The following is a 26440-nucleotide window of genomic DNA, read 5'->3' as shown; positions in this document are numbered from 1 at the left end:
CTTCTCCTTATTTACGGTTGGCCAACATGGCGGTCAGTTTTTCAGCCCAGGCTTTGGTTTCCGGTAAATCCTGAACCGGCTGGCTGTAGTGACCGCGAAGGTCAGGCGCAACCGGGGTGGTGGCGTCGATAATCAGTTTGTCGGTGATCCCCGCCGGACTGGAACCAGGGTCAAGCTCCAGCACCGACATGTTCGGCAACTGCACCAGGTCGCCCGCCGGGTTGACCTTCGAGGAGAGCGCCCACATCACCTGCGGCAGGTTGAACGGATCGACATCTTCATCGACCATAATCACCATTTTCACGTAACCGAGGCCGTGCGGGGTAGTCATCGCCCGTAATCCCACCGCGCGGGCAAAACCGCCGTAGCGTTTTTTGGTGGAGATAATCGCCAGCAGGCCATGGGTGTACATGGCGTTGACCGCCTGCACCTCCGGGAACTCCGCCTTCAGCTGCTGGTACAGCGGCACGCAGGTCGCCGGGCCCATCAGATAGTCGATTTCGGTCCACGGCATACCGAGATATAACGATTCAAAAATCGGTTTTGTGCGATAAGAGACTTTATCGATACGTACCACCGTCATATTGCGGCCGCCTGAGTAGTGGCCGGTGAACTCGCCGAACGGCCCTTCGATTTCACGCTTGCGCCCTTCAATCACCCCTTCAAGGATAACCTCTGAGCCCCAGGGAACATCAAAGCCGGTCAGCGGCGCGGTGGCGATGGGATACGGGCTTTCGCGCAGCGCGCCCGCCATCTCATATTCTGACTGATCATATTTCAGCGGCGTGGCGCCCATCAGGGTAATAATCGGATCGTTACCCAGGGTGATGGCAATGGGCAGATCCTCACCGCGCTCTTCCGCTTTATGCAGATGCAGCGCGATATCGTGCATCGGTACCGGCTGCAGGCCCAGCTTGCGCTTGCCTTTCACTTCCATCCGGTAAATACCGACGTTCTGCTTGCCGAAGTTGTCCGGGTCAAGCGGATCGCGCGAAACCACACAGGCTTTGTCGAGATAGAAACCACCGTCGCCATCGTTCAGGCGGAACAGCGGCAGAATATCGAACAGGTTGATATCGTCGCCATCAACGGTGTTTTCCGCCCACGCCGGATTGGCGCGACGCTCCGGCGTTACCGGGAATTTATCCCAGCGGCGAATAAATTCATCAATCTGCTTTTTCACCGGCGTGTTTGGCGGCAGCCCCAGCGAAATCGCGTGGTTTTGCCAGGAACCGATGGTGTTCATGGCGACACGGGCGTTGGTAAAGCCGCGAATGTTATCGAACCATAGCGCCGGCGCGCCGTCGCCGATGCGCCCAGTGGCGTTAGCGGCAGCGGCGAGATCCGGCTCGGCATTCACCTCTTCGCTAATTTTTAGCAGTTGCCCCTGCTCATCCAGCGCCTGCAAAAAGCTGCGTAAATCATCAAAAGCCATGACTAATTCTCCTGTGATAAATTCTCGACCGCGCGTAAGCCTTTCCAGCGACGCGCTTTGTGGTATTCGAGACCAAACTGATCCAGCACCCGGGTTACAATATGGTTGGTGATATCCTCTACCGTTTCCGGGTGGTTGTAATAGGCAGGCATGGGCGGCACCATCGCTACGCCCATGCGCGACAGCGCCAGCATGTTCTCCAGATGAATGGTGCTCAGCGGCATTTCACGTGGCACCAGAACCAGCTTGCGCCCCTCTTTCAGCACCACGTCCGCCGCGCGGCCGACTAACCCTTCCGCATAGCCAGCGCGGATACCCGCCAGCGTTTTCATGCTGCAGGGGATAACAATCATGCCGTCGGTACGAAACGATCCTGATGAGATGGTCGCGGCCTGATCCGCAGGGCTATGGCAGAAGTCCGCCAGCGCGGCGACTTCACGAGCGCTATAGGGCGTTTCCAGCTCAATGGTGGTTTTTGCCCATTTCGACATCACCAGGTGCGTTTCCACATCCGGCATTTCGTTCAGCGCTTGCAACAGCGCGACGCCTAACGGCGCGCCGGTCGCCCCGGTCATCCCAATAATCAGTTTCATTCGCTACCTCATACATTGTTCGTATACGAACATTTGTATTAAAACTACGCTCATTCTTGCGAGATCTCAATATCGTTCGCACACGATCGCATCAATAATCAAAAAAATGAGATGTGAAAAGAAGCCGAAAATACGGCTATCATAAAGGTGATATTTTTGTGACGGAGTGTCCATGGAGTTACGTAACGAGGCGTTCCACCTTCTACGCCAGCTTTTTCAACAGCATACCGCGCGCTGGCAGCATGAATTACCGGAACTGACCAAGCCGCAATACGCGGTGATGCGCTCGGTAGCCGAACATCCTGGTATCGAGCAGGTGACGCTTATCGAAGCGGCCGTCAGCACAAAAGCGACGCTGGCGGAGATGCTTAGCCGGATGGAAAAACGCGGGCTGGTACGCCGCGAACACGATCCGAGCGATAAACGTCGCCGCTTTGTCTATCTGACGGATGAGGGGCAGGCGCTGCTGGCAAATTCCATGCCGCAGGGCAATCGGGTCGATGAAGAGTTTTTGAGCCGCCTTAACGAAGAGGAGCGCGCGCAGTTTTCCCGGCTGGTGCTGAAAATGATGGAAAATAAAAACGCGGATTAAGCGGTTCGTTCGCGCAGAAAATCGATAAATGCCCGGACCTTGGTTGGCACATGCTGCGCGTCCGGGTAGACGGCGTATACCCCCTGCGATGGAAAAATATACTCTGGCACTACCCGCACCAGCTCCTGCCGCGCGATAGCTTCGGCCACCAGCCACTCCGGGAGCAGCGCCACCCCGCTTCCCGCCAGCGCGAAGCCCATTAACGCTTGTGCGCTATCGGCTGAGATCCGCGGTGGTTGCGTAATTTCAAAAGCGATCGATTGCCCTTCGACGGTCAGGAGCTGCCAGCGTAGCGGCGTCGCCAGGCGCTCGTTAACTATCCACTCCGCCTGTGCCAGGTCGGCAAGCGTGCGCAGCGGATGTTTATCCAGCCAAATCGGCGAGGCCACGGGCACGATGGCGAAACGCGAAATCCGGGCCGCATGATAGCGTGAATCGGCCAGGGTCCCGAGGCGTATCGCGACATCAAAACGTTCAGAGATCAAATCCGCGTGATAAGACGATGAGACGTGACGCACCCGCAGCGCCGGATGTCGACGAGCAAATTCCGCCAGTGCCGGGATAATCACCTGGGCGCCATATTCCGGGGTGGTGGTGATCCGCAGTTCACCACTTAACCCGGCGTGGCTGGCGCGCACCTCATCCTGTAAATTCTCCGCGGCTTTCAACAGCCCGACGCCGCGCTGGTAAAACACCGCCCCGGCTTCGGTGAGCGTTAACCGGCGCGTCGAACGCAGCAGCAACGTCACCCCCAGTTCACTCTCTAGCTGGCGAACGTTAAAACTGACCACCGCTTTGGTCTGCCCAAGCGCCGCCGCCGCGGCAGTAAAGCTTCCGGCATCAACAACGGCGACAAACATGGTAACGCGCTGCAGGTTTAGCATTTGAATAGGGCTTATTGTCAAAAATTTTTAGACAGTATATCCCTGAAAAGCGCATTTATCCGCCCCTGAGACGCGGTTTACAGTAATCCCCTGCATTGCCTGCAGCTTAATCCGGAGAAAACATGAACCCATGGATCCAAGAAGTTATCGACGCCCACGTGATCATTGAACAATGGCTGGGCCGGAAGGAAGGTAGCGCACAAGCGCTGATGAGCCGTTTTGCACAAGAGTTTACAATGGTTCCTATCAGCGGCGCTAAGATGGATTACCCGACGGTAAGCGGCTTTTTCCATAGCGCTGGCGGCAGCCGCCCGGGATTAAGTATCGTGGTTGATAATGCGCAGGTGTTGAGCGAATGGCATGACGGCGGCGCGGTGCTCTACCGCGAAAGCCAGACCCTGCCGGAACAAGGCGAAGTCGTGCGCTGGTCCACGGCGATATTTCAACGCATTGAGGGAAAAATCCTCTGGCGTCACCTGCAGGAAACCCGTATCGGTTAATGCAAAGGAAAAGGCCCAATCGCTGGATTGGGCCTTTTTGAGAGAAAACGATTTATTCGCGGAATAGCGCTTCGATGTTTAGCCCCTGTCCCTGCAGGATCTCCCGCAGGCGGCGCAGGCCTTCCACCTGAATCTGACGAACGCGTTCGCGGGTCAGGCCGATTTCACGACCCACATCTTCAAGCGTTGCGGATTCATAACCCAGCAGCCCGAAACGACGAGCCAGTACTTCGCGCTGTTTGGCGTTCAGTTCGAACAGCCATTTGACGATGCTCTGTTTCATATCATCGTCCTGCGTGGTGTCTTCCGGGCCGTTGTCTTTTTCATCGGCCAGAATATCCAGCAGCGCTTTTTCTGAGTCACCGCCCAGCGGGGTATCCACTGAGGTAATGCGCTCGTTCAGACGCAGCATACGGCTAACGTCATCAACCGGTTTATCCAGCTGTTCGGCTATCTCTTCGGCGCTTGGCTCGTGGTCCAGCTTATGCGACAACTCGCGCGCGGTACGCAGATAAACGTTCAGCTCTTTCACAATATGGATGGGTAAACGAATGGTACGGGTTTGGTTCATAATCGCCCGTTCAATCGTTTGACGGATCCACCAGGTGGCGTAGGTTGAAAAACGGAACCCACGCTCCGGGTCAAACTTCTCAACTGCGCGGATCAGGCCGAGGTTACCTTCTTCAATCAGATCCAGCAGCGCCAGACCACGATTGCTGTAACGACGAGCAATCTTCACCACCAGACGCAGGTTACTTTCAATCATGCGACGGCGTGAAGCAACATCTCCACGTAGTGCGCGACGGGCGAAATAGACTTCTTCTTCGGCCGTCAGCAGCGGGGAATAACCAATCTCACCAAGATACAGCTGTGTCGCATCGAGAACGCGCTGGGTGGCGCCTTGCGACAGCAGCTCTTCCTCAGCCAGATCGCTATCACTGGGTTCCTCTTCTACTAAGGCTTTCTCGTCGAAAACCTCCATTCCGTTCTCATCAAATTCCGCGTCTTCATTTAAATCATGAACTTTCAGCGTATTCTGACTCATAAAGGTGGCTCCTACCCGTGATCCCTGAGCAAAGCACCTTCCGCGACCCATCACTAAACGACGCCGGAGTTATCCTCTTTATGCCTCCACTGAAGGAGGCATATCGCGACCGCCCTGGCGCCTTTCATGGTGTTACGCTTATCCGTACTTTGCCAAATTATCGCTGCGGTAAGTACTGCAGCGGGTTGACGGATTTCCCCTTGTAACGAATTTCAAAATGTAATCTTGTTGAGCTGGTTCCGGTGCTACCCATGGTAGCGATTTTCTGCCCCGCTTTGACTTCCTGTTGCTCCCGAACCAGCATGGTATCGTTATGAGCGTAGGCACTCAGGTAATCATCGTTGTGTTTGATGATAATAAGATTACCGTAACCGCGCAGTGCGTTACCGGCATAGACGACGCGCCCATCGGCGGTCGCGACAATAGCCTGTCCTTTACTGCCTGCAATGTCGATACCTTTATTGCCGCCTTCCGCGCCGCTAAAGTTCTCGATAACCTTGCCATCAGTCGGCCAGCGCCATGATGAGATCGGCGAACTGGTAGACGTACTGCTTGCAGTCGGTTGGGTTGTGCTAACGGTTGATGGCGCCGTAACCGGAGCGACCGCTGTCGTGGTCGTTGCTGGTTTATTATTCGGCAACATCTTAGTAGCACTCTGTTCACCTGAAGATTCAGAATACGTAATAGTCGGTTGTGACGCAACCACTGCGGTGGATTTTTGTGCAGAAGTTGTGGTGGCCGTCGCACCGCCGCTTGCTTGCGCGCTAGCCTGAGATACCGGGTTTTCGCCGGTGATCGGCTGGCCTGCGGAGTTGCCGACCTGCAGCACCTGGCCCACGTTCAGCGCGTACGGCGCCGGGACGTTGTTGCGTTCCGCAAGGTCGCGGAAATCGTTGCCGGTGACCCATGCGATATAGAACAGGGTATCGCCGCGCTTAACGGTATAGGTGCTGCCGCCGGTGTAGCTGCCTTTCGGAATATCGCCATATTTACGGTTGTAAACGATCTTACCGTTCACCGTCTGCACCGGTTGCTGAGCCATCGGCTGAACCTGGGTCGGCTGAGTCTGAATTGGCTGGGTCTGCATCGGCTGAATCGGCTGAGCCGGCGGAACTTGCTGCGCGCCGGAGGATGGCGGTGTAATCAGCATCCCGGAATTGGTGCTGGAGGACGCAGCGCCGCTTGCCGAATTCACCGGCGCAGGCGGATTATTGGTATTTGTACACCCGGCCAGCCAGAGTGAAACCAGTGACAACGCCGCAATACGGCTTACGGTAAATTTTGGGCTTCCCGCGCTCATTTATCCCCCAGGAATATGTTAACTGCCAATATCTTGCTTACCGGGCAGCGCCCGGCCAGGACACTGAAAAATGTGTCCACCCTACGCCTAAACTTAGGCAAAAAAAACCTGGAATAATCCGGGTTCAGGCCAGTTCCCCTCTGACGAGCGGAACAAAGCGAACGGCTTCGACGGTATCGATGAAAAATTCGCCGCCGCGGCGACGGATCCGCTTCAGGTACTGATGTTCTTCACCGACAGGCAAAACCAGCACGCCGCCTTCATCAAGCTGCGCCATCAGCGCGGCCGGAATTTCCGGCGGCGCGGCGGTGACGATAATCGCGTCAAAAGGCGCGCGAGCCTGCCAACCCTGCCATCCATCGCCATGACGGGTTGAAACATTATGTAAATCAAGTTGTTTAAGACGCCGACGCGCCTGCCACTGCAGGCTCTTAATCCGCTCAACCGAGCAGACGTGGTGCACAAGGTGCGCCAGGATCGCCGTCTGATAGCCGGAGCCGGTGCCGATTTCCAGCACCCTTGAGTCCGGCGTCAGTTCCAGAAGCTCCGTCATCCGCGCCACCATATAAGGCTGCGAGATGGTTTGCCCCTGGCCAATCGGCAGCGCGGTGTTTTCCCACGCCTTATGTTCAAAGGCTTCATCAACGAATTTTTCGCGCGGAACCTGCGCGATTGCCTCGAGGACCCGCTCATCGACGATGCCCTGAGTGCGTAGCTGATTCAACAAACTTTCAACACGTTTACTTACCATTGCGTATCAACCCCGACGCGTTCTAACCAATCGGTTACCACCTCATGTGCCTGATGAGCGGTTAAATCGACATGCAATGGCGTTACGGAAACATAGCCTTCATCCACCGCCGCAAAATCGGTCCCCGGCCCGGCATCGCGCTTATCTCCCGGCGGGCCGATCCAGTACAGCGTATTGCCGCGCGGATCTTTTTGCGGGATGACCTGGTCGGCCGGATGCCGGTTACCGCAGCGGGTGACGCGAATGCCTTTGATTTGCTCGAGGGGAAGATCCGGCACGTTGATGTTGAGGATCCGCCCGGTACGCAGCGGCTCGCGGCTTAACGCGCGCAGAATGGTGCACGTCACTGCCGCCGCGGTATCGTAATGTTGATAGCCGTTCAGCGAAACGGCAAGGGCGGGAAAACCAAGATGGCGGCCTTCCATCGCGGCCGCGACGGTACCGGAATAGATAACATCATCGCCAAGATTGGGGCCCGCGTTGATTCCAGAGACCACAATATCCGGGCGCGGGCGCATCAGCGCGTTAACGCCGAGATAGACGCAGTCGGTCGGCGTGCCCATCTGGACGGCGATATCGCCATTTTCAAAGGTGAACGTGCGCAGAGAAGATTCCAGCGTGAGCGAATTTGAGGCGCCGCTGCGATTACGATCGGGTGCAACGACCTGGACCTCAGCAAATTCGCGTAAGGCCTTCGCCAGGGTTTGGATCCCCGGCGCGTGGATACCGTCATCGTTACTCAGCAATATTCGCATAGTCACCCGTTGTATTGATAAGTTCCCTTACCACGCTGGTGGCAAAACTTCCCGCTGGCAGCCAGAAGCGCAGTTCAACAGTGACATCATCCCACCAGTTCCAGCACAATTGCTGCGGATACAGCAGCATCGCCCGGCGCGCGGCTTCAACTTTCTCGCGCGCCAGCAGCGCCTGTAGCGACGTTTCTTCGGCTATCGCGGCTTGCTCGGCGGCCAGCGCGTCGCGTTGGCTGCCCCAGTCGCCGCTGCCCGGCAGCGCAGCGGTAATCATCAGTTCGCGGTTATCGACCCGCGTCTGCAATTCCGCCAACTCTTCGGTGGTTGCCACAAACCAGCTTCCGCGCCCCGCTAATTGTAGCGCATCGCCATCAACAACCTGATTAAATTCCGTTTTTTTTAATCTAATTGCAACTTGCTGATTAAACAACGCGCTGCGAGCCGCCGACAACCAAAAACTGCGTTTATTGCGATCGCGCACCGGTTCGCCGCTCTCGGCCCAGCGCAAAGCGCCCTGCAGGTTACTGCCGCCGATACCAAAGCGTTGCGAGCCGAAATAGTTCGGCACGCCGCAGTCGGCAATCGCCTGCAAGCGCTTTTCGACATCGTCGCGTTCGCTGATTTCCCGCAGGATCAGCGTGAACTGGTTGCCCTTCAGCGCGCCTAAACGCAGCTTACGCTTATGGCGGGCATACTCCAGCACCTGGCAGCCTTCGAGCTGAAACTTGCTCAGATCCGGCATCTCTTTGCCCGGCACGCGGGCGCACAGCCACTGTTCGGTGACCGCGTGCTTATCCTTTTGCCCGGCAAAGCTCACTTCGCGCGCATGGATTTTAAGGAATTTCGCCAGCGCATCGGCAACAAAACGGGTGTTGCAGCCATTTTTCAGAATCCGCACCAGCACATGTTCGCCTTCGCCATCAGGGGCGAAACCGAGGTCTTCGACCACCAGAAAGTCTTCCGGATTGGCCTTCAGCCGCCCCTGGCCCAGCGGCTTGCCGTGCAGGTATGTTAAGTCATCAAAGGCGATCATTGCGCAGCCTTACGCAGCAGCGCCACCGCTTCACAGGCGATGCCTTCGCCACGGCCGGTGAAGCCAAGCTTCTCGGTGGTGGTCGCTTTCACATTGACGTCGTCCATATGGCAGCCGAGATCTTCGGCGATAAACACGCGCATCTGCGGGATATGCGGCAGCATTTTTGGCGCCTGGGCGATGATGGTGACGTCAACGTTGCCAAGGATATATCCCTTAGCCTGAATCCGCCGCCACGCTTCACGCAGCAGCTCGCGGCTATCCGCGCCTTTAAAGGCCGGATCGGTATCCGGGAACAGTTTACCGATGTCGCCGAGCGCCGCAGCGCCCAATAGCGCGTCGGTCAACGCGTGTAGCGCGACGTCGCCATCGGAATGGGCGAGCAGCCCTTTCTCATAAGGAATACGTACCCCGCCAATAATAATTGGCCCTTCACCGCCAAAAGCGTGTACGTCAAAACCGTGTCCAATTCGCATTAAGCCTTCTCCTGGTGTCGGGAACGGGTAAGGTAAAATTCGGCCAGCGCCAGATCTTCCGGGCGCGTTACTTTAATATTATCAGCTCGTCCGGCGACCAATTCGGGATGGAAGCCGCAGTACTCCAGCGCCGACGCTTCATCGGTGATGGTCGCGCCTTCATCCAGCGCGCGCGTCAGGCAGTCAAATAGCAGTTCACGCGGGAAAAATTGCGGCGTCAGCGCATGCCATAAATCATTGCGTTCAACGGTATGGGCGATCGCGGTTTTGCCCGGTTCGGCACGCTTCATGGTATCGCGCACCGGCGCCGCCAGTATGCCGCCGACGCGGCTGGTTGCGCTCAGCGCCAGCAGCCGCGAGAGATCGTCCTGATGCAGGCACGGTCGCGCGGCATCATGAACCAGCACCCATTGCGCATCCGCTAACGCTTTTAGCCCCGCGAGTACCGAATCTGCGCGCTCGGCGCCGCCGTCAACGACGGTGACCTGCGGATGATGGGCTAAGGGAAGTTGACTAAAGCGGAGGTCGCCGGGGCTGACGGCGATCACCACCCGCTGAACGCGTTCGTTCGCCAGCAGCGCGGCGACCGAATGTTCGAGAATCGTTTTGTTACCGATTGAGAGATATTGTTTCGGGCACTCCGTTTGCATACGGCGGCCAAAACCGGCTGCCGGCACCACGGCGCAAACGCCCGGAAAAGTGGCTGCCATATTGTCATCCTGGGCTTGTTTATCGATTATTCTGCGCAGAACCCTGATTGCGTTTTGAGGCATCCGGCACCAGACGATAGAATGTTTCGCCCGGGCGGGTCATGCTGAGTTCATTGCGTGCGCGTTCTTCGATCGCTTCCTGACCGCCGTTGAGATCGTCAATTTCGGCGAAAAGCTGATCGTTGCGCGCTTTTAATTTGGCGTTAGTGGCCTGCTGAGCGGAGACATCGTCATTAACCCGGCTATAGTCGTGCAAACCATTTTTGCCAAACCACAGCGAGTACTGTAGCCAGACCAGCAAAGCTAATAATAGCAGCGTTAATTTACCCATCCTGCCCCCTGAAAAACGGCATCATCATCCCATAACTCGCCGGAGTACTCTACCCTGGCGCGCGGACGATGCCGCGTAACGCGGGGACTGTACCACATTTTTGCGATGGATACCCAGGCTTGATTCATCCCAAAAAGGCTATCCCAACAACCAGAGGAACAGCAGACCAAACATCAGCCCGACGGTTAAAATCGTCGCGCAAACGCTGTAAATCAGCTTGCCGTCCAGTAATGAATGTAGCGCAATACCGACCACCACGGCGACCGGCATAATGGCAAGGAAGAAAGGCCAGGTGTAGAGGAAGAAAAAGAGCGTATTACCGCCATACAAGAGGAAGGGAATACCCAGCGCCAGCAGCCACGAAATAAAGCCCACGGCGGCGCCCGACAAAGACCAGGTGGTCTCGTCGCTGGCCGCCGGAGGCGGTTCTGAACGAATAATACTGAGGTTCTGGGTATTGCGCATATCGAATCCTGTTGACCGGCCGACCGGCACCCCTCGATGCCGTTGCCTTTTCAGGATCTGATAATATCGCTCTGTCGAAGCAGGTCTAATAGTTGGTGCACCAAATTTGTTACCAATTGTTCACCATCCAGATGAATTTCAGCATTCTCCGGGGATTCATAGACCGAATCAATACCGGTAAAATTGCGCAACTCCCCTGCCCGCGCCTTCTTGTACAATCCTTTTGGATCCCGCGTCTCACAGATGGCTAACGGGGTATCGACAAAGACCTCGATAAAGCGTCCCTCTCCCAAACGCTCACGCACCATCTGCCGTTCTGCACGATGCGGAGATATAAATGCCGTCAATACAACCAGCCCGGCATCGACCATCAGCTTAGCCACTTCACCGACGCGGCGAATGTTCTCTTTGCGATCGTCGTCACTGAATCCCAGATCGCTGCACAGCCCGTGACGCACATTATCGCCGTCAAGCAAATAGGTGCTTACGCCAAGCTCGTGCAACGCCTCTTCCAGCGCCCCGGCGACGGTGGATTTACCCGACCCCGAGAGGCCGGTAAACCACAGCACCACGCCGCGATGGCCATGGTGCTGCTCGCGCTGCTCTCGGGTCACCGGATGCGCATGCCAGACGACGTTTTCGTCATGCCGGGCCATTACTTGCCTCCCAGCAGATCGCGCGCGTCCCAGTGCGGGAAGTGTTTCCGAATCAGCTGATTCAGTTCCAGTTCAAACGCGCTGTACTGCGACGTCGGGGCCTGCGCCTGCAGGTGCGGTTCGTTGACCATTCCCGCGCCAACCGTCACGTTGCTCAGGCGATCGATAAAGATAAGCCCGCCGGTCACCGGGTTGTCCTGATACGAATCGAGCACCAGCGGCTCGTCAAAGGTCAGCTCCACCAGCCCAATGCCGTTCAGCGGCAGGGTTTCGACTTCCCGCTGGGTCAGATTATTGATGTCCACCTGATAGCGGATAGCGTCAACGCGTGCGCGGGTTTTCTTGCCAGCCACTTTAATGTCATAGCTCTGGCCCGGCGACAGCGCCTGTTCCGCCATCCACACGACGTCGATGCTGGCGCTTTGTACCGCAGGCAGCGAGGCTTCAGCGTCAACCAGCAAATCGCCGCGGCTGATGTCGATTTCATCTTTCAGGACGATAGTGATCGCTTCCCCCGCCCCGGCCTGAGGCAGGTCGCCGTCAAAGGTGACAATACGCGCCACGTTCGACTCCACGCCCGACGGCAATACCTTCAGGCGCTGGCCAACGGTGACCGTACCGGAAGCGACGGTGCCGGAGAAACCGCGGAAATCCAGGTTCGGACGGTTCACGTACTGCACCGGGAAGCGCAGCGGCTGGCTTTCAACCTCGCGCTGGATGTCAACGGTTTCCAGCACTTCCAGCAGCGTCGGGCCGCTGTACCACGGCATTTTATCGCTCTGGGTGGCGACGTTATCCCCTTCCAGCGCCGAGAGCGGCACGAAACGGATATCAAGCTTGCCCGGCAGCTGTTCGGCGAAGGTCAGATAATCTTCACGAATTTCATTGAAGCGCGCTTCGCTGAACTCGACGAGATCCATTTTGTTCACCGCGACCACCAGGTGCTTAATCCCCAATAGCGTAGAGATAAAGCTGTGGCGGCGAGTCTGGTCGAGCACGCCTTTGCGGGCGTCAATCAGCAGGATCGCCAGATCGCAGGTGGACGCGCCGGTCGCCATATTACGGGTGTACTGCTCATGGCCCGGCGTGTCGGCAATGATAAATTTGCGTTTCTCAGTCGAGAAGTAGCGATAGGCGACATCAATGGTGATGCCCTGCTCGCGCTCGGCCTGCAGGCCATCCACCAGCAGCGCCAGATCCAGTTTCTCGCCCTGAGTACCGTGACGCTTGCTGTCATTGTGCAGGGAAGAGAGCTGATCTTCATAAATCTGGCGCGTATCGTGCAGCAGGCGGCCAATCAAGGTACTTTTGCCGTCATCGACGCTGCCGCAGGTCAGAAAACGCAGCAGGCTTTTGTGCTGTTGCGCGTGCAGATAAGCTTCTACGCCACCTTCTTTAGCAATTTGTTGTGCAATCGTAGTGTTCATGGCGGCTCCTTAGAAATACCCCTGACGTTTTTTCAGCTCCATGGAGCCTGCCTGGTCGCGGTCAATGACGCGCCCCTGACGTTCGCTGGTGGTGGATACCAGCATCTCTTCAATAATTTCCGGCAGCGTTTGCGCGTTGGACTCTACCGCGCCGGTCAGCGGCCAACAGCCGAGGGTACGGAAGCGCACCATCTGCTTTTTGATCATCTCGCCCGGCTGCAGATCGATACGGTCGTCATCAATCATCATCAGCATACCGTCACGCTCCAGTACCGGGCGCTCTGCCGCCAGGTACAGCGGAACAATTTCAATATTTTCCAGGTAGATGTACTGCCAGATATCCAGCTCGGTCCAGTTAGAGAGCGGGAAGACGCGAATGCTTTCGCCTTTGTTAATCTGACCGTTGTAGTTGTGCCACAGCTCCGGACGCTGATTTTTCGGGTCCCAGCGGTGGAAACGATCGCGGAAGGAGTAAATTCGCTCTTTGGCGCGGGATTTCTCTTCATCGCGACGCGCGCCGCCGAATGCGGCATCAAAGCCGTATTTGTTCAACGCCTGCTTCAGGCCTTCGGTTTTCATGATATCGGTGTGCTTGGCGCTGCCGTGAACGAACGGGTTGATGCCCATCTCCACCCCTTCCGGGTTTTTATGCACCAGCAGCTCGCAGCCATAAGCTTTGGCGGTACGGTCACGGAATTCATACATCTCACGGAATTTCCAGCCGGTATCGACGTGCAGCAGCGGGAACGGCAGGGTCCCCGGATAAAACGCTTTGCGCGCCAGATGCAGCATTACGCTGGAATCTTTACCGATGGAGTACATCATCACCGGGTTAGAGAATTCGGCGGCCACCTCACGAATGATATGGATGCTTTCCGCCTCCAGTTGCCGCAGGTGAGTGAGTCGTTTTTGGTCCATAACCGTTCCTTAAGCCAGATTTACCACAGAAGAGTTAAACCCTTCCGCTGTCGTTGTGTGTTGAAACCAGGCGAGCTGCTGATGCAGCTGTACCACTTCGCCCACCACCAGTAGCGCGGGCATTGGGGCATCTTTCGCCAGATGTTCGAGCTGTTGTAACGTGCCTGTCAGCGTCTGCTGATCCTCGCGAGTGCCGCGGGAAATCACCGCCACTGGAGTATTCGCGTCGCGGCCATGGGCGATCAGCTGAGCGCTGATGTCCGCCGCTTTCATGGTGCCCATGTAAATCGCCAGCGTTTGTTGGCTCTTCGCCAGCAGCGCCCAATCAAACGGCGCGCTGTCAGATTTATAGTGACCGGTGACGAAAACTGCGCTTTGCGCATAATCGCGATGGGTCAGCGGAATGCCGGCATAGGCCGTCGCGCCCGCCGCGGCGGTAACGCCTGGCACCACCTGGAACGGGATCCCGGCGGCGGCGGCGGCCTGCAGTTCTTCCCCGCCGCGCCCGAAGATAAACGGATCGCCGCCCTTCAGGCGCACTACCGTTTTCCCCGCTTTGGCGGCCTCCACCAGCATTTGATTCGTTTCGTGCTGCGGTACGGAGTGCTCGCCCGCGCGCTTGCCAACGCAGATCATTTCGGCATCGCGGCGCACCAGTTCCCGCACGCTCTCGGTCACCAGATGGTCATAAAACACCACGTCCGCCTGTTGAATCGCCTGCAGGCCGCGTAGCGTCAGCAAGCCGGCATCCCCCGGCCCGGCGCCTACCAGAATAATTTCGCCCACGCTGCGTTCCGGCCTGTCGAGTTCATCCTGCAGCGCCCGTTCCGCCGCCGCGTGGTTACCGGCCACCATCAGGCTGGCAAAACGCCCGGTGAAAACGCGCTCCCAGAAGCGACGACGCGCTTCGGTGGTGGTCAGCCGGGTTTTCAGATGATGGCGCCAGTAGCTCGCCGTTTCGGCCAGCCGCCCCAGATTGGTTGGCAGTAGCGCTTCGATTTTTTCACGCAGAATGCGCGACAGCACCGGCGCCTTGCCGCTGGAGGAGATCGCCACCAGCAGCGGCGACCTGTCGACAATAGAAGGAAAGACGAATGAGCACAGTTGCTGGTCATCCACCACATTTACCAGGCGGTAACGCGCGTTAGCCGCGGCAAACACCCGCTGGTTAAGTTCACGATCGTCGGTGGCGGCAATCACCAGAAATACATCGTCCACCTGCTGCTCATCAAAGGCGGTTGCCCGCCAGCTGATTTGCTGACGTTCAACCTGTTCAGCGAGCTCCGGCGACAGGACGGCGGCGACCACCTGTACCTTCGCCTGCGCCCGCAGCAAGAATTTAATCTTACGGACGGCAATTTCACCGCCGCCGATAACCAGCACGGGTCTCTCTTTCAACTCGGCAAACAGGGGCAAGTAATCCACGGCGCAACAACTCTCTTACATTCAGCAATAGAGGGACTATAGGGGGCGGCCTTGAGCAAATGAAATTACGAAATGGAATGAGTTGTGACGCAAAAGAATAACGAGCTGGAAATCTAAATATCAAAAAGTGCTTAACACGCTCATTTTCCGCTATTTAAGAGCAAATGAAATTGTTTAAGCGCCGTCACAGTTTCATACTAACGCGGTCGAAATGTTTCGCTTGTGTAAGGACCCATTATGTTTTCCGCGATGTGCCGCCGTCTGCTGCCGCTGGCGCTTGGCACAGGTTTTGTCTTCTCCGCCGCTCCGGCATTCAGCGCCCTGGGCGACACCGCCAATACCCAGGCCCGCCATATTGCTACCGTCTTCCCCGGAAGAATGACCGGTACGCCGGCCGAGATGCTATCAGCCGATTATCTTCGTCAACAGTTTGCCCAGATGGGTTATCAGAGCGACGTGCGTAGCTTTAATACCCGCTACATCTATACCGACAGCAATCAACGTAAGAACTGGCACAACGCCACCGGCAGCACGGTTATCGCCGCGCATGAAGGCCAGTCTCGCCAGCAAATCATTATTATGGCGCACCTCGATACCTACGCGCCGCAGAGCGATAAAGACGTTGAGAACAACCTTGGCGGCCTGACGCTGCAGGGGATCGACGATAACGCAATGGGGCTCGGCGTGCTGCTGGAGCTGGCGGAACATTTAAAGAACGTCCCCACCCGTTACGGCATTCGCTTTATCGCCACCAGCGGCGAGGAAGAAGGCCGCCTGGGCGCGCAAAACATACTTAAACGCATGAGCGAGGCGGAAAAGAAAAATACGCTACTGGTGATTAATCTCGATAACCTGGTGGTCGGCGATAAGCTCTATTTCAATAGCGGGCGCAGCACGCCGGCATCGGTACGCAAGCTGACCCGCGATCGCGCGCTGGCTATCGCCCGTAGTCACGGTATCGCCGCGTTCACCAATCCAGGGCTGAATCCGGAGTTCCCGAAAGGCACCGGTTGCTGTAACGATGCCAGCGTTTTTGATAGCGCCGGGATCCCGGTACTCTCTGTGGAAGCGACTAACTGGTCATTGGGTAAAAAGGATGGCTATCAGCAGCGCAGTAAAACCCGTAGCTTCCCGCAGGGTACCAGCTGGCATGATGTACAACTGGATAACCAACAGTATATCGACAAAGCGCTGCCGGGAAGGATCGAGCACCGCGGGCGCGATGTTGTCAAAGTGATGCTGCCGCTGGTGAAAGAGCTGGCGAAAGTTGAGAAGAAAAAGTGATTTTCGCAAAGCGAACCCGCGGTATAGCCCGCGTGTCCGCTTTGGAATAACACTCTCCGGCATAGCGCATCGCTTAGCCTTCGTGCAATCCGCACTCCCGCTTGAGGCCAAAGAATCGGGTTTCTTCTTCCGCCATACCGGGTTCCCATTTACGGGTGGTGTGAGTGTCACCGACGGACAAATACCCCTGCTCCCATAGCGGGTGGTATTTCAGGCCGTGCTTTTGCAGATACTGATAAACCGTCCGGTTATCCCAGTCGATAATCGGCAGCAGCTTAAAGACGCCGCGCTGGATAGCCAGCACCGGTAAATGCGCCCGGCTGCCGGACTGCTCGCGGCGCAGGCCAGCAAACCAGGTGCGGGTGTTGAGCTCCTTCAGCGCCCGGTTCATCGGCTCAACTTTGTTGATTTCATTGTACTTCTCAATGCCTTCAACGCCCTGCTCCCACAGTTTGCCGTAACGCGCTTCCTGCCAGGCGGCGCTTTCCGTCGCCCGGTAGACTTTAAGGTTCAGGTTGAGCTTCTCGGTCAATTCATCAATAAACTGATAGGTTTCCGGGAACAGATAGCCGGTATCGGTCAGGATCACCGGAATGTCCGGGCGCAGCTGGTTCACCAGATGCAGGCTGACTGCCGCCTGAATACCAAAGCTTGAAGAGAGCGCATAGTCGCCGGGCAGGTTTTCCAGCGCCCACGCCACGCGTTCTTCGGCGCTGAGTTTTTCCAGCTGAGTGTTAACTTCCGCCAGCGCCATGACGCGTTCTACTTTAGGCAGATCGTTCAGCGCGTTTAGATCGAGTTTGGACATAGATTCCTCACTGTGTGCCTTGCCTGATGGCGCTTCGCTTATCAGGCCTACGCGAACGGTAGGCCTGATAAAGCATTCATGCCGCTATCCGGCAATTCAGGTTATTCCCAGAAATCTCGCGCCGGGTCGAGCACCGGGCGAATGATGCCCGCACGCACCGTAAAGTCGCCGAAGCCTTCACCCGCTTCGCGCTCTTTCGCCCAGCGCCCTACCAGCTCGTCGAGCGAAGCAAGGATCTCCGGCTCGGTGATATTTTCACGATACATTCGTGGAATGCGCGTCCCGCTGCGGTTGCCGCCAATATGCAGGTTATAGCGGCCAGGGGCTTTACCCACCAGGCCAACTTCCGCCAGCATCGCGCGGCCGCAGCCGTTCGGGCAACCCGTGACGCGGGTTACGATATGCTCATCGCCAACGCCGTGCTTGCTCATCACCTCTTCGACCTTGTCGATAAACGACGGCAGGAAACGCTCGGCTTCGGCCATCGCTAACGGACAGGTCGGGAACGACACGCAGGCCATTGAGTTCTCACGCTGCGCCGTGACGGCATTCATCAGGCCATGATCGCGGGCCAGTTTCTCGATCCGCGCTTTCTGATCTTCCGGTACGCTGGCGATGATCAGGTTCTGGTTGGCGGTGATACGGAATTCACCTTTGTGAATCTTCGCGATCTCCAGCAGGCCAGTTTTCAGCGGGCGGCCCGGATAATCCAGAATACGGCCGTTCTCAATAAACAGCGTCAGGTGCCAGTTATTATCGATACCCTTAACCCAGCCGATGCGGTCGCCGCGGCCGGTAAACTCGTACGGACGAATCGGTTCGAATTTGATCCCGGCACGACGCTCAACTTCCGCCTTGAAGGTCTCCACGCCGACGCGCTCAAGGGTATATTTGGTTTTCGCGTTTTTACGATCGGTACGATTACCCCAGTCGCGCTGGGTGGTCACGACCGCTTCCGCCACTGCCAGGGTATGCTCCAGCGGCAGATAGCCAAACTCGCTGGCGGTACGCGCATAGGTTTTCTTATTACCGTGCTCGATAGACAACCCGCCGCCCACCAGCAGGTTAAAGCCGACAAGCTTGCCGTTTTCCGCAATCGCCACGAAGTTCATATCATTGGCATGCAGATCGATATCGTTCTGCGGCGGGATCACCACCGTCGTTTTGAATTTACGCGGCAGATAGGTCTGGCCGAGGATCGGTTCCTCGTCGGTGGTGGCGACCTTTTCCTGATCCAACCAGATCTCAGCATAGGCGCGGGTACGCGGCAGCAGATGTTCAGAGATCTTCTTCGCCCACTCGTAGGCTTCGGCATGCAGCTGCGACTCAAACGGGTTCGAGGTGCACAGCACATTGCGGTTCATGTCGTTGGCGGTCGCCAGCGCGTCCAGCCCAACGGAGTGCAGCATCTGATGCACCGGCTTCACGTTCTTCTTCAGAATACCGTGGAACTGGAAAGTCTGACGGTTGGTCAGACGAATACTGCCGTAGATGGTGTTATCCGCGGCGAATTTATCGATCGCCTGCCACTGTTTGGTGGTGATAACGCCGCCCGGCAGACGGCAACGCAGCAGCATCGCGTGGCGCGGCTCCAGTTTCTGCGCCGCGCGTTCTGCGCGAATATCGCGGTCGTCCTGCTGGTACATACCGTGGAAGCGGATGAGCAGGAAGTTGTCGCCTTTAAAACCGCCGGTCAGGCCGTCATTTAAATCTTCCGCGATGGTGCCGCGCAGGTAGTTGCTCTCGATCTTCATACGCTCGGCGTCGGAGAGTTTACCTTCGACCACCAGCGGGCCAGGATGTTTTTCGCTCATTAGTAGACATCTCGCTGATAACGGCGCTCAACGCGCAGCTCACTTAAAAATTCGTCCGCCGCTTCGGCGTCCATCGCGCCGTATTCGGCAATCACTTCCAGTAACGCCTGCTCGACGTCTTTCGCCATACGATTGGCATCGCCGCAGACATAAATATGGGCGCCGTCGTTAATCCAACGCCACACTTCAGCCCCCTGCTCGCGCAGTTTGTCCTGTACATAGACTTTTTGTTGTTGATCGCGGGACCAGGCCAGGTCGATTCGGCTCAACACGCCCTCTTTGACGTAGCTCTGCCATTCCACCTGATAGAGGAAATCTTCCGTGAAATGCGGATTGCCGAAGAACAACCAGTTCTTCCCTTGCGCCCCTTCCGCCGCGCGCTGCTGCATAAAGGCGCGGAACGGCGCAATCCCGGTTCCAGGGCCAATCATGATAACCGGGGTTTGCGGGTTGGCAGGCAGACGGAAGTTGTCATTGTGTTCGATAAAGATTCGCACTTCGCCATCTTCCTCCACGCGGTCGGCGAGGAAGCTGGACGCGCCGCCGGCGCGAGCGCGGCCTTCGATGTCATAACGCACGACGCCAACGGTAACGTGGACTTCGTTTTCCGCTTCCGCCTGTGAGGACGCAATAGAGTAGAGGCGCGGCGTTAGCGGGCGCAGCAGACCGATTAGGGCTTCGGCATCCAGCTGTGCCGGCGAGAAGCGCACCATATCGACGATAGGCGTCGTCGCAGCGTAGTGCTGCAACTGCGCTTTATCGCCAACCAGCGGCAGCAGCGTTTCACTGCGGGTCAGGGTGGCATAGTTCTCAACAATATTGGCGGTATTGACCGTCAGCTCGAAATGCCACTCCAGCGCTTGCGCCAGCGGCAGCGTTTTGCCTTCGATCGTGACCGGTTCATCACCCTTGAGCCACAGCAGCTCCACCAGCTCTTTGACCAGCGCAGGATCGTTCTGATACCACACGCCTAGCGCATCTCCCGGCTGATAACGCAGGCCGGAATCACCCAGATCGATCTCAATATGACGGACATCTTTTTCCGAGTCGCGACCGGTTATTTTTTGATTCACAGCAAGCGTCGCCGTCAGCGGCGCTTCTTTAGTATATGGACTGGTATGAATTTCATTCACGGCGCAGCTGGTCGCAAGCTGGGCAGGCGCAGCCGTCGGCGCGCGCGCTTTCAGCACATCCACTACGCGAGCGCGCCATTCCGCCGCCGCGGCTTGATATTCAACGTCGGCATCAACGCGATCGAGCAGGCGTTCGCCGCCCAGTTCGGCCAGTTTGCTATCGAAATCTTTGCCGGACTGGCAGAAAAACTCATAGGAGGTATCGCCGAGGCCAAACACCGCGAAGGCGGTGCCATCGAGCTTCGGCGCTTTCTTTGAAAACAGGAATTTATGCAATGCGACGGCTTCTTCCGGCGGCTCACCTTCACCCTGGGTCGACGTCACCACGACCAGCAGTTTTTCACCGGCGATTTGTTTGAATTTATAGTCGCCGGCGTTCACCAGTTTCACGTTCAGCTGCGCGGCCTGCAAATCGTCGCGCAGCGCTTCGGCAACCCGACGCGCGTTGCCGGTCTGCGAAGCGGAAATCAGGGTGATGGCCGGCGCTTCTACCGCCTGAGCGGGCGCGCTTACCACGGCGCCGGGCTGCTGATTCAGCATGCCCCAGAAATAGCCGGACACCCAAGCCAGTTGGGTTGGCGTAAAGTCAGTCGTGGCCGCCTGTAGGCGCGCCAGTTGCTCCGGGTTTAGCGGCAGCAGATTGGAAGGTGGGGCCTGTGTCGTCATGCGTCGTTATGTTCCAGTAAGCAAAGCTGTTATTCACGCCCTGTCAGCGCGACAAAAACAGAAGAGATTGTAAGGTTAACGGCGGGCATACTAACAATTAAAGAAGGGATGGAAATAACAAATAACCAAATGGACTAACCTGTTTTAGTTATAGTTATTAACAACAAAAGCGATTAGTTAACCTATTGAAAAAAAATAAATTAAATCATCAAAACACCACAAAAACGGCGATTTTGCGTTCAGGGCCGTTTTAGTTAATGCTAAAAAATGTACTTTCCGGTACCCTACGGCGGTTTTTTTCGTCCTGTTGAGAGTTAATGATGTCCACCACGCTGTTTAAAGATTTCACCTTCGAAGCCGCCCACCACCTGCCGCACGTACCGAAAGGCCACAAATGCGGTCGCCTGCATGGTCACTCTTTTATGGTGCGTCTGGAGATTACCGGTGAAGTCGATCCCCATACCGGGTGGATCATGGATTTCGCCGAGCTGAAAGCCGCGTTTAAACCGACCTACGATCGTTTAGACCACTATTACCTGAACGATATCCCAGGACTGGAGAACCCAACCAGCGAAGTGCTGGCCAAATGGATTTGGGATCAAATGAAACCGCTGGTTCCTCTGCTGAGCGCGGTAATGGTAAAAGAGACCTGCACCGCAGGCTGCGTCTATCGCGGCGAGTAATTCCCTGCCTATCCGCCATCGGGCTGCTGCCAAGGCGGTTTTCTGTTTCATCCCACGCCGTTGGAATCAACGCACCAGATAGCCGCCATCCACCGCCAGAATATGGCCGTTAACGTAATCCGAGGCCCGGCTGGCGAGGAACACAATGGCGCCCATTAAATCCTGCGCTTCTCCCCAACGGCCTGCGGGTATATGCGCCAGCACGCGTCGGTTCTCTTTTGGGATACTACGGGTGATAGCGGTCATGGCGGTTTCGTAATAGCCAGGCGCGATGCCGTTAACCTGAATATTATGCGGGCCCAGCTCATCGCAGTAGGCTTTGGTTAAGCCAGCCAGCGCATGCTTGGTGGCGGCATAGGCCGGCGACCAGCTGCCGCCGAGATAAGAAAACACCGAACAGATATTAATAATCTTACCGCTTCGCCGCGGAACCATAATTTTCGCGGCTTCGTGGCTAAGCTCGAACGCTGCGGTCAGGTTAGTCTCGATCATCGGATCCCAGTCTGTTCGCCCAAAGCGCAGCACCTTATTCAACTGACAAATACCGGCATTGTTCACCAGAATATCAACGGTACCGAAACGTTCGCAGCAGGCGGCGATAATCCGCTGCGGCATACCGCCATCGGTGATATCCGCCAGCATGAATTCCAGCTCAACGCCCTGCTGTTCGATAAGTTTGCGGGTTTGCGTGTGTTCTTCGCGCAGAGCGGGAACAAACAGATTCGCGCCGGCGGTCGCCAGAGCAACGGCAAAAGCCTGCCCCAGGCCGCTATTACCACCGGTAACGATAGCGGTTTTCCCCTTGAGCGAGAAGAAGTCCATAGAGAAGGCAGTGGATGGATCAATTGGCTGCATGGTTAACTCGTTCCTTAAGTCAACGTATCAGCCGCCCGCTTCAGGCGGCTGAATTAATGCGCCAATGATAGCACTGCTGTCATGAAGGCGTATCTCAACCCCGGCGCTGAAATCGAGTGCAAAGATGAATTCATATATGAAGAAGAGAGCTGCCGGGCGGTTAGCAACCTACCCGGCAATGAAAGAGGTGATCAGGCGATGTTCAGGTATTTATGCGTCTGCATGGATAAGCGCCAGTTTCGGGCGATACAGGTCTCAATGCACAACCGCGTGGCATCTTCTTTTTGGCTAATCGGCTGCAAGGCAATAATACGCGGCTTTTCGTCGGCCAGCGTTTCCAGCAGTTCATCCAGCGCTTCGATATCGCGCACGCGGCCAACCGGATGCTTGATTTCATCGGCGCGCTGCAGCGCCTGCGAAAGCACATCATAGCCGCCGCGCATGTTCACTTTCGGCGAGACCGTGACCCAGGTGTTGTGGCTGCAGCGCACTTCATGGGTGCCGCTGGTTTCAATCTGGCAGCTGAAACCATGTTGCTCAAGCAGATCGGTCAACGGCGTGAGATCGTGAATACAGGGCTCGCCGCCGGTAATCACGACGTGACGGGCGGTCCATCCCTGACGGCCAATGATCGCCAGCAGATCGTCGCTGGTCGCCGGGCCCCACTTATCGCTCTCTTTGGTTTTAGCGAGGATACTAAATAGAGACACTTCCCGATCGGCCAGCTTATCCCAGGTATGTTTGGTATCGCACCAGGCGCAACCAACCGGGCATCCCTGCAAACGAATAAAAATGGCAGGCACGCCGGTAAAGTAACCCTCGCCTTGCAAGGTCTGGAACATCTCGTTAATCGGGTACTGCATAGTCATCTCTGTTCAGGTGGTAAAAAGGTATTATCGCAGATTCAGGCGCTCAGGTCTTGTCCTCAGCTGCGATTACCAGACCCCATCGTCAGCTTTTCGTAAGCCATCTTTTTATATTAGCTAGCAAACTATAAAATAAGCACAAAATGTATTTACGATATTTTGAGTATTATTTTAGCATGCGCCGCACTTGGTCATTGAATTGGATTATTTATTACTTTCTTCAGATGTATCTGCGCGCGGATAAAGATGTAACAAAGAATGTCTTTGATGATCGTAATGACATTATCCATCGCTGTCCAAAGCAACAAAAAGAAATTATTAATCAACGATGTACAAACCGATACATGAAACAATGAATCTTTTATCTTCGCCCAGGGTCAAATTCAATTCACTTGATTTCCATAGCTTAAAATAAGCTTAAGAAAGCGCTTGTTGCCGCCTGTTTTTATTTAATCTCCGTTTAATTTTCTGCGCCTAGAATCCAGTCGACCAACCATGAGAGACTGCATTCATGAATACATTATTAATTACAGGCGTTACCGGATTTCTGGGTGGAGCGGTATTAGAGAATATCCTCAATAATGAAAATGGGATTAATCTACTGCTCCTGGTGCGAGCCAATAACGATGAAGCGGCTCTGGCCCGGGTGAAGGAAAACCTGCGTAAATTCAATATTGCAGAGGAGAAGCTGGCCGCATTAACCCCCCGGCAGATCCTGCTCGGCGATTTGTCATCACCGGAGACGTTCCTGAGCGACCCGCGCCTGGAGCAGGTCACTCACGTGATCAACAGCGCTGCCGTCGCCTCATTTGGTAATAATCCACTCATCTGGAAAGTGAACGTCGAAGGAACGTTCAAATTTGCCCAACGGATGTCCCGCGTAGCTGGACTACAACGTTTTCTCCACGTCGGCACCGCGATGTCTTGTACCCCGGAGCCAGATTCACTGGTCGCAGAAAGCGCTGAATTCCGCGAGCACGCCGAGCATCTGGTGGAGTATACCCATTCCAAATCGACGATTGAGCGCCTGATGCAGGTGCAATGTCCGACGTTACCGTTAGCCATCGCCCGCCCTTCTATCGTCGTTGGTCATACTCATCACGGTTGCCAGCCCTCAAGCAGCATTTTTTGGGTGTTCAGCATGGGGCTGATGCTGCAAAAATTCCTCTGCTCCCTGGAAGACCGTGTTGACGTGATCCCGGTCGACTACTGCGCCGATGCGCTGCTGATGTTATTGCAGCGCCCGTTGGCGCGTGGTGAAGTCGTGCATATCTCCGCCGGAGAAGAAAACAGCGTGAAATTTGCGGAAATCGATCGCGCGATGGCCTCAGCGCTGGAGCAGGCTCCGGTAGGCGACCGATACGCGCAGGTCAGCTACGAGACGCTGGTTAAAATGCGCCGTGAGTTGAAGGATATTTTTGGCCCGTGCAACGAGCGCCTGATGCTCAAAGCGATGCGCCTGTATGGCGCCTTCGCGACGCTTAACGTCCGCTTCAGCAATGATAAGCTGCTCAGCCTGGGCATGCCTAAACCGCCGCGCTTCACCGATTATATCGACCGCTGCGTACAAACCACCCGCGGGCTCTCTATCCCGCAGCAGATGGCCGTCGATTTCAAGTAAGTGCAATTAGCAGGTAAAAAAAATGCCAGTCCGCAGACTGGCATTTTTATTTCACAAAAAGTCAGGATTAAGCCTGGCCTTTGATCTCTTTACGACCGTTGTACGGCGCTTTTTCACCCAGCGCTTCTTCGATACGAATCAGCTGGTTGTATTTAGCAACGCGGTCAGAACGGCTCATAGAACCAGTTTTGATCTGGCCTGCAGCGGTACCAACAGCCAGGTCAGCGATGGTAGCGTCTTCAGTTTCGCCAGAACGGTGAGAGATGACAGCGGTGTAGCCAGCGTCTTTCGCCATCTTGATTGCAGCCAGAGTTTCGGTCAGAGAACCGATCTGGTTGAATTTGATCAGGATGGAGTTAGCGATGCCTTTTTCGATGCCTTCTTTCAGGATCTTGGTGTTGGTTACGAACAGATCGTCACCAACCAGCTGGATTTTGTCGCCCAGTACTTTGGTCTGGTATGCGAAACCGTCCCAGTCAGACTCGTCCAGACCATCTTCGATGGAGACGATCGGGTACTGTTTGGTCAGCTCTTCCAGGAAGTGGGTGAACTCTTCAGAAGTGAACGCTTTGTTGCCTTCGCCAGCCAGAACGTATTTACCGTCTTTGTAGAATTCAGAAGCTGCGCAGTCCATCGCCAGAGTGATGTCTTTGCCCAGTTCGTAGCCTGCTGCTTTAACCGCTTCAGCGATAACAGCCAGCGCTTCGGCGTTGGAACCCAGGTTCGGCGCGTAGCCGCCTTCGTCACCAACTGCAGTGTTCATACCTTTGGATTTCAGAACTTTCGCCAGGTGATGGAACACTTCAGAACCCATGCGTACGGCTTCTTTCAGAGTCGGCGCGCCAACCGGCTGAATCATGAATTCCTGGATGTCGACGTTGTTGTCAGCGTGCTCACCACCGTTGATGATGTTCATCATCGGAACCGGCATAGAGTATTTGCCCGGAGTGCCGTTCAGTTCAGCAATGTGTTCGAACAGCGGCTGGCCTTTAGAAGCAGCTGCTGCTTTGGCGTTCGCGAGGGATACCGCCAGGATTGCGTTCGCACCGAAGTTGGATTTGTTTTCAGTACCGTCCAGGTCGATCATGATCTTATCGATGCCAGCTTGATCTTTAGCATCTTTACCCAGGACTGCCTGAGCGATCGGGCCGTTTACCGCAGCAACAGCTTTGGTTACGCCTTTACCCAGGAAACGGGATTTGTCGCCATCGCGCAGTTCCAGCGCTTCGCGGGAACCAGTAGAAGCACCTGACGGAGCAGCTGCCATACCGACGAAACCACCTTCCAGGTGTACTTCGGCTTCAACAGTCGGGTTACCACGGGAGTCGATGATTTCACGACCGATGACTTTAACGATTTTGGACATTAGGTTTTCCTCAGTACAAGTTAAACTAAAACTCCAGACAAACAATGCACC

The 26440-nt window shown here is 56.0% G+C and carries 27 protein-coding genes; 5 read left to right on the top strand and 22 right to left on the bottom strand.

Translation table 11 applies throughout. The features are described from left to right. Window positions 1-7 precede the first annotated feature (7 nt). Together ABLV07_RS23970 and ABLV07_RS23965 are read right to left on the bottom strand one after the other, a co-directional pair. Window positions 8-1435: a non-oxidative hydroxyarylic acid decarboxylases subunit C gene (locus ABLV07_RS23970; protein WP_042895308.1), complete on the bottom strand. Its 1428-nt coding sequence runs from the start codon at window positions 1433-1435 to the stop codon at window positions 8-10. 2 nt (window positions 1436-1437) lie between these two features. After that, window positions 1438-2028, bottom strand: a complete 591-nt coding sequence (locus ABLV07_RS23965) for a non-oxidative hydroxyarylic acid decarboxylases subunit B (RefSeq protein ID WP_042895312.1) — start codon at window positions 2026-2028, stop codon at window positions 1438-1440. 172 nt (window positions 2029-2200) lie between these two features. On the opposite strand from ABLV07_RS23965, the gene ABLV07_RS23960 reads away from it, so the two are divergent. Beyond that, complete coding sequence (locus ABLV07_RS23960; RefSeq protein ID WP_042895315.1) at window positions 2201-2620, top strand: MarR family transcriptional regulator; 420 nt, start codon at window positions 2201-2203, stop codon at window positions 2618-2620. On the opposite strand, the gene ABLV07_RS23955 is transcribed toward ABLV07_RS23960, so the two are convergent. Then, a complete protein-coding gene (locus ABLV07_RS23955; protein WP_032709004.1) occupies window positions 2617-3504 on the bottom strand; it encodes a LysR family transcriptional regulator in 888 nt (295 codons plus the stop codon). The two genes, ABLV07_RS23960 and ABLV07_RS23955, sit on opposite strands and share 4 nt — an antisense overlap. Window positions 3505-3626: 122 nt before the next feature. Between ABLV07_RS23955 and ABLV07_RS23950 the strand changes: the two genes are divergently transcribed. Continuing rightward, entirely contained in the window at window positions 3627-4004 is a 378-nt protein-coding gene (locus ABLV07_RS23950) for a DUF4440 domain-containing protein (RefSeq protein ID WP_015703291.1), read from the top strand. A gap of 52 nt (window positions 4005-4056) precedes the next feature. Here ABLV07_RS23950 and rpoS read toward each other — a convergent pair whose 3' ends face one another. The 13 genes from rpoS to cysG all read right to left on the bottom strand — a co-directional run bounded on the left by rpoS (window position 4057) and on the right by cysG (window position 15284). Next, the gene (gene rpoS, locus ABLV07_RS23945) at window positions 4057-5049 is read right to left on the bottom strand and encodes an RNA polymerase sigma factor RpoS (RefSeq protein WP_015369990.1); all 993 of its coding nucleotides are present in this window, start codon (window positions 5047-5049) and stop codon (window positions 4057-4059) included. 157 nt (window positions 5050-5206) lie between these two features. Then, on the bottom strand, window positions 5207-6349 hold the full coding sequence (gene nlpD / locus ABLV07_RS23940) for a murein hydrolase activator NlpD (protein WP_015703293.1): 1143 nt from the start codon (window positions 6347-6349) through the stop codon (window positions 5207-5209). Window positions 6350-6473: 124 nt separating this feature from the next. Beyond that, the gene (locus tag ABLV07_RS23935) at window positions 6474-7100 is read right to left on the bottom strand and encodes a protein-L-isoaspartate(D-aspartate) O-methyltransferase (RefSeq protein ID WP_015369988.1); all 627 of its coding nucleotides are present in this window, start codon (window positions 7098-7100) and stop codon (window positions 6474-6476) included. Beyond that, window positions 7094-7855: a 5'/3'-nucleotidase SurE gene (gene surE, locus ABLV07_RS23930; protein WP_015369987.1), complete on the bottom strand. Its 762-nt coding sequence runs from the start codon at window positions 7853-7855 to the stop codon at window positions 7094-7096. The genes ABLV07_RS23935 and surE overlap by 7 nt, the downstream gene beginning before the upstream one ends. Next, entirely contained in the window at window positions 7836-8885 is a 1050-nt protein-coding gene (truD, locus tag ABLV07_RS23925; protein ID WP_015369986.1) for a tRNA pseudouridine(13) synthase TruD, read from the bottom strand. The genes surE and truD overlap by 20 nt, the downstream gene beginning before the upstream one ends. Then, on the bottom strand, window positions 8882-9361 hold the full coding sequence (ispF, locus tag ABLV07_RS23920; protein WP_015369985.1) for a 2-C-methyl-D-erythritol 2,4-cyclodiphosphate synthase: 480 nt from the start codon (window positions 9359-9361) through the stop codon (window positions 8882-8884). Before ispF ends, truD begins: the two co-directional genes overlap by 4 nt. Continuing rightward, complete coding sequence (ispD, locus tag ABLV07_RS23915) at window positions 9361-10071, bottom strand: 2-C-methyl-D-erythritol 4-phosphate cytidylyltransferase (RefSeq protein ID WP_020078075.1); 711 nt, start codon at window positions 10069-10071, stop codon at window positions 9361-9363. Before ispD ends, ispF begins: the two co-directional genes overlap by 1 nt. Window positions 10072-10090: 19 nt before the next feature. Continuing rightward, complete coding sequence (ftsB, locus tag ABLV07_RS23910; protein WP_015369983.1) at window positions 10091-10402, bottom strand: cell division protein FtsB; 312 nt, start codon at window positions 10400-10402, stop codon at window positions 10091-10093. A gap of 138 nt (window positions 10403-10540) precedes the next feature. Continuing rightward, window positions 10541-10867 carry a DUF3561 family protein gene (locus ABLV07_RS23905; protein WP_015369982.1) on the bottom strand — a complete coding sequence of 109 codons (327 nt, stop codon included), beginning with the start codon at window positions 10865-10867 and terminating at the stop codon, window positions 10541-10543. Window positions 10868-10917: 50 nt separating this feature from the next. After that, complete coding sequence (gene cysC / locus ABLV07_RS23900; protein ID WP_015369981.1) at window positions 10918-11523, bottom strand: adenylyl-sulfate kinase; 606 nt, start codon at window positions 11521-11523, stop codon at window positions 10918-10920. Further along, entirely contained in the window at window positions 11523-12950 is a 1428-nt protein-coding gene (cysN, locus tag ABLV07_RS23895) for a sulfate adenylyltransferase subunit CysN (RefSeq protein ID WP_348853850.1), read from the bottom strand. Before cysN ends, cysC begins: the two co-directional genes overlap by 1 nt. 9 nt (window positions 12951-12959) lie before the next feature. Further along, window positions 12960-13868 carry a sulfate adenylyltransferase subunit CysD gene (gene cysD, locus ABLV07_RS23890; RefSeq protein ID WP_047052752.1) on the bottom strand — a complete coding sequence of 303 codons (909 nt, stop codon included), beginning with the start codon at window positions 13866-13868 and terminating at the stop codon, window positions 12960-12962. A gap of 9 nt (window positions 13869-13877) precedes the next feature. Continuing rightward, window positions 13878-15284, bottom strand: a complete 1407-nt coding sequence (cysG, locus tag ABLV07_RS23885) for a siroheme synthase CysG (RefSeq protein ID WP_162184003.1) — start codon at window positions 15282-15284, stop codon at window positions 13878-13880. 246 nt (window positions 15285-15530) lie between these two features. Between cysG and ABLV07_RS23880 the strand changes: the two genes are divergently transcribed. Further along, window positions 15531-16577: an aminopeptidase gene (locus ABLV07_RS23880; protein ID WP_015369977.1), complete on the top strand. Its 1047-nt coding sequence runs from the start codon at window positions 15531-15533 to the stop codon at window positions 16575-16577. Window positions 16578-16650: 73 nt separating this feature from the next. Here ABLV07_RS23880 and cysH read toward each other — a convergent pair whose 3' ends face one another. The 3 genes from cysH to cysJ all read right to left on the bottom strand — a co-directional run bounded on the left by cysH (window position 16651) and on the right by cysJ (window position 20998). Then, a complete protein-coding gene (cysH, locus tag ABLV07_RS23875; protein ID WP_015369976.1) occupies window positions 16651-17385 on the bottom strand; it encodes a phosphoadenosine phosphosulfate reductase in 735 nt (244 codons plus the stop codon). 101 nt (window positions 17386-17486) lie between these two features. Continuing rightward, window positions 17487-19199: an assimilatory sulfite reductase (NADPH) hemoprotein subunit gene (gene cysI, locus ABLV07_RS23870; RefSeq protein ID WP_015369975.1), complete on the bottom strand. Its 1713-nt coding sequence runs from the start codon at window positions 19197-19199 to the stop codon at window positions 17487-17489. Continuing rightward, window positions 19199-20998 carry an NADPH-dependent assimilatory sulfite reductase flavoprotein subunit gene (gene cysJ / locus ABLV07_RS23865; protein ID WP_348853848.1) on the bottom strand — a complete coding sequence of 600 codons (1800 nt, stop codon included), beginning with the start codon at window positions 20996-20998 and terminating at the stop codon, window positions 19199-19201. The genes cysI and cysJ overlap by 1 nt, the downstream gene beginning before the upstream one ends. A 317-nt stretch (window positions 20999-21315) precedes the next feature. Here cysJ and queD point away from each other — a divergent pair, with 317 nt between their 5' ends. Then, the gene (gene queD, locus ABLV07_RS23860) at window positions 21316-21681 is read left to right on the top strand and encodes a 6-carboxytetrahydropterin synthase QueD (protein ID WP_015369973.1); all 366 of its coding nucleotides are present in this window, start codon (window positions 21316-21318) and stop codon (window positions 21679-21681) included. Window positions 21682-21747: 66 nt separating this feature from the next. On the opposite strand, the gene ABLV07_RS23855 is transcribed toward queD, so the two are convergent. Beyond that, complete coding sequence (locus tag ABLV07_RS23855; RefSeq protein ID WP_348853847.1) at window positions 21748-22536, bottom strand: SDR family oxidoreductase; 789 nt, start codon at window positions 22534-22536, stop codon at window positions 21748-21750. A 191-nt stretch (window positions 22537-22727) separates the two neighbouring features. Further along, complete coding sequence (queE, locus tag ABLV07_RS23850; RefSeq protein ID WP_015369971.1) at window positions 22728-23399, bottom strand: 7-carboxy-7-deazaguanine synthase QueE; 672 nt, start codon at window positions 23397-23399, stop codon at window positions 22728-22730. Between the two features lie 514 nt (window positions 23400-23913). Here queE and ABLV07_RS23845 point away from each other — a divergent pair. After that, window positions 23914-25023, top strand: a complete 1110-nt coding sequence (locus ABLV07_RS23845) for an SDR family oxidoreductase (protein WP_126028239.1) — start codon at window positions 23914-23916, stop codon at window positions 25021-25023. 67 nt (window positions 25024-25090) lie between these two features. Here the strand turns inward: ABLV07_RS23845 and eno are convergent, their stop codons facing one another. After that, window positions 25091-26389 carry a phosphopyruvate hydratase gene (gene eno / locus ABLV07_RS23840; RefSeq protein WP_015369968.1) on the bottom strand — a complete coding sequence of 433 codons (1299 nt, stop codon included), beginning with the start codon at window positions 26387-26389 and terminating at the stop codon, window positions 25091-25093. Window positions 26390-26440 lie beyond the last annotated feature (51 nt).

The sequence above is a fragment of the Klebsiella sp. CN_Kp097 genome, from assembly GCF_040064495.1.
Lineage (GTDB): Bacteria > Pseudomonadota > Gammaproteobacteria > Enterobacterales > Enterobacteriaceae > Klebsiella > Klebsiella aerogenes.
Note: the sequence above shows the minus strand (reverse complement) of the source record. Positions and strands in the feature narration are given on the sequence as shown.

Excerpts from the sequence above, each read along its gene's own strand:
- truD (WP_015369986.1), bottom strand. The coding sequence starts at position 8,885 with ATGATCGCCTTTGATGACTTAACATACCTGCACGGCAAGCCGCTGGGC.
- ABLV07_RS23845 (WP_126028239.1), top strand. The coding sequence starts at position 23,914 with ATGAATACATTATTAATTACAGGCGTTACCGGATTTCTGGGTGGAGCG.
- ABLV07_RS23965 (WP_042895312.1), bottom strand. The coding sequence starts at position 2,028 with ATGAAACTGATTATTGGGATGACCGGGGCGACCGGCGCGCCGTTAGGC.
- cysN (WP_348853850.1), bottom strand. The coding sequence starts at position 12,950 with ATGAACACTACGATTGCACAACAAATTGCTAAAGAAGGTGGCGTAGAA.
- queE (WP_015369971.1), bottom strand. The coding sequence starts at position 23,399 with ATGCAGTACCCGATTAACGAGATGTTCCAGACCTTGCAAGGCGAGGGT.
- cysI (WP_015369975.1), bottom strand. The coding sequence starts at position 19,199 with ATGAGCGAAAAACATCCTGGCCCGCTGGTGGTCGAAGGTAAACTCTCC.
- ftsB (WP_015369983.1), bottom strand. The coding sequence starts at position 10,402 with ATGGGTAAATTAACGCTGCTATTATTAGCTTTGCTGGTCTGGCTACAG.
- ABLV07_RS23960 (WP_042895315.1), top strand. The coding sequence starts at position 2,201 with ATGGAGTTACGTAACGAGGCGTTCCACCTTCTACGCCAGCTTTTTCAA.
- ABLV07_RS23950 (WP_015703291.1), top strand. The coding sequence starts at position 3,627 with ATGAACCCATGGATCCAAGAAGTTATCGACGCCCACGTGATCATTGAA.
- rpoS (WP_015369990.1), bottom strand. The coding sequence starts at position 5,049 with ATGAGTCAGAATACGCTGAAAGTTCATGATTTAAATGAAGACGCGGAA.
- surE (WP_015369987.1), bottom strand. The coding sequence starts at position 7,855 with ATGCGAATATTGCTGAGTAACGATGACGGTATCCACGCGCCGGGGATC.
- cysJ (WP_348853848.1), bottom strand. The coding sequence starts at position 20,998 with ATGACGACACAGGCCCCACCTTCCAATCTGCTGCCGCTAAACCCGGAG.
- ABLV07_RS23905 (WP_015369982.1), bottom strand. The coding sequence starts at position 10,867 with ATGCGCAATACCCAGAACCTCAGTATTATTCGTTCAGAACCGCCTCCG.
- ABLV07_RS23970 (WP_042895308.1), bottom strand. The coding sequence starts at position 1,435 with ATGGCTTTTGATGATTTACGCAGCTTTTTGCAGGCGCTGGATGAGCAG.
- queD (WP_015369973.1), top strand. The coding sequence starts at position 21,316 with ATGATGTCCACCACGCTGTTTAAAGATTTCACCTTCGAAGCCGCCCAC.
- ispF (WP_015369985.1), bottom strand. The coding sequence starts at position 9,361 with ATGCGAATTGGACACGGTTTTGACGTACACGCTTTTGGCGGTGAAGGG.
- cysC (WP_015369981.1), bottom strand. The coding sequence starts at position 11,523 with ATGGCCCGGCATGACGAAAACGTCGTCTGGCATGCGCATCCGGTGACC.
- cysD (WP_047052752.1), bottom strand. The coding sequence starts at position 13,868 with ATGGACCAAAAACGACTCACTCACCTGCGGCAACTGGAGGCGGAAAGC.
- ispD (WP_020078075.1), bottom strand. The coding sequence starts at position 10,071 with ATGGCAGCCACTTTTCCGGGCGTTTGCGCCGTGGTGCCGGCAGCCGGT.
- ABLV07_RS23955 (WP_032709004.1), bottom strand. The coding sequence starts at position 3,504 with ATGCTAAACCTGCAGCGCGTTACCATGTTTGTCGCCGTTGTTGATGCC.
- ABLV07_RS23935 (WP_015369988.1), bottom strand. The coding sequence starts at position 7,100 with ATGGTAAGTAAACGTGTTGAAAGTTTGTTGAATCAGCTACGCACTCAG.
- ABLV07_RS23880 (WP_015369977.1), top strand. The coding sequence starts at position 15,531 with ATGTTTTCCGCGATGTGCCGCCGTCTGCTGCCGCTGGCGCTTGGCACA.
- cysH (WP_015369976.1), bottom strand. The coding sequence starts at position 17,385 with ATGTCCAAACTCGATCTAAACGCGCTGAACGATCTGCCTAAAGTAGAA.
- ABLV07_RS23855 (WP_348853847.1), bottom strand. The coding sequence starts at position 22,536 with ATGCAGCCAATTGATCCATCCACTGCCTTCTCTATGGACTTCTTCTCG.
- eno (WP_015369968.1), bottom strand. The coding sequence starts at position 26,389 with ATGTCCAAAATCGTTAAAGTCATCGGTCGTGAAATCATCGACTCCCGT.
- nlpD (WP_015703293.1), bottom strand. The coding sequence starts at position 6,349 with ATGAGCGCGGGAAGCCCAAAATTTACCGTAAGCCGTATTGCGGCGTTG.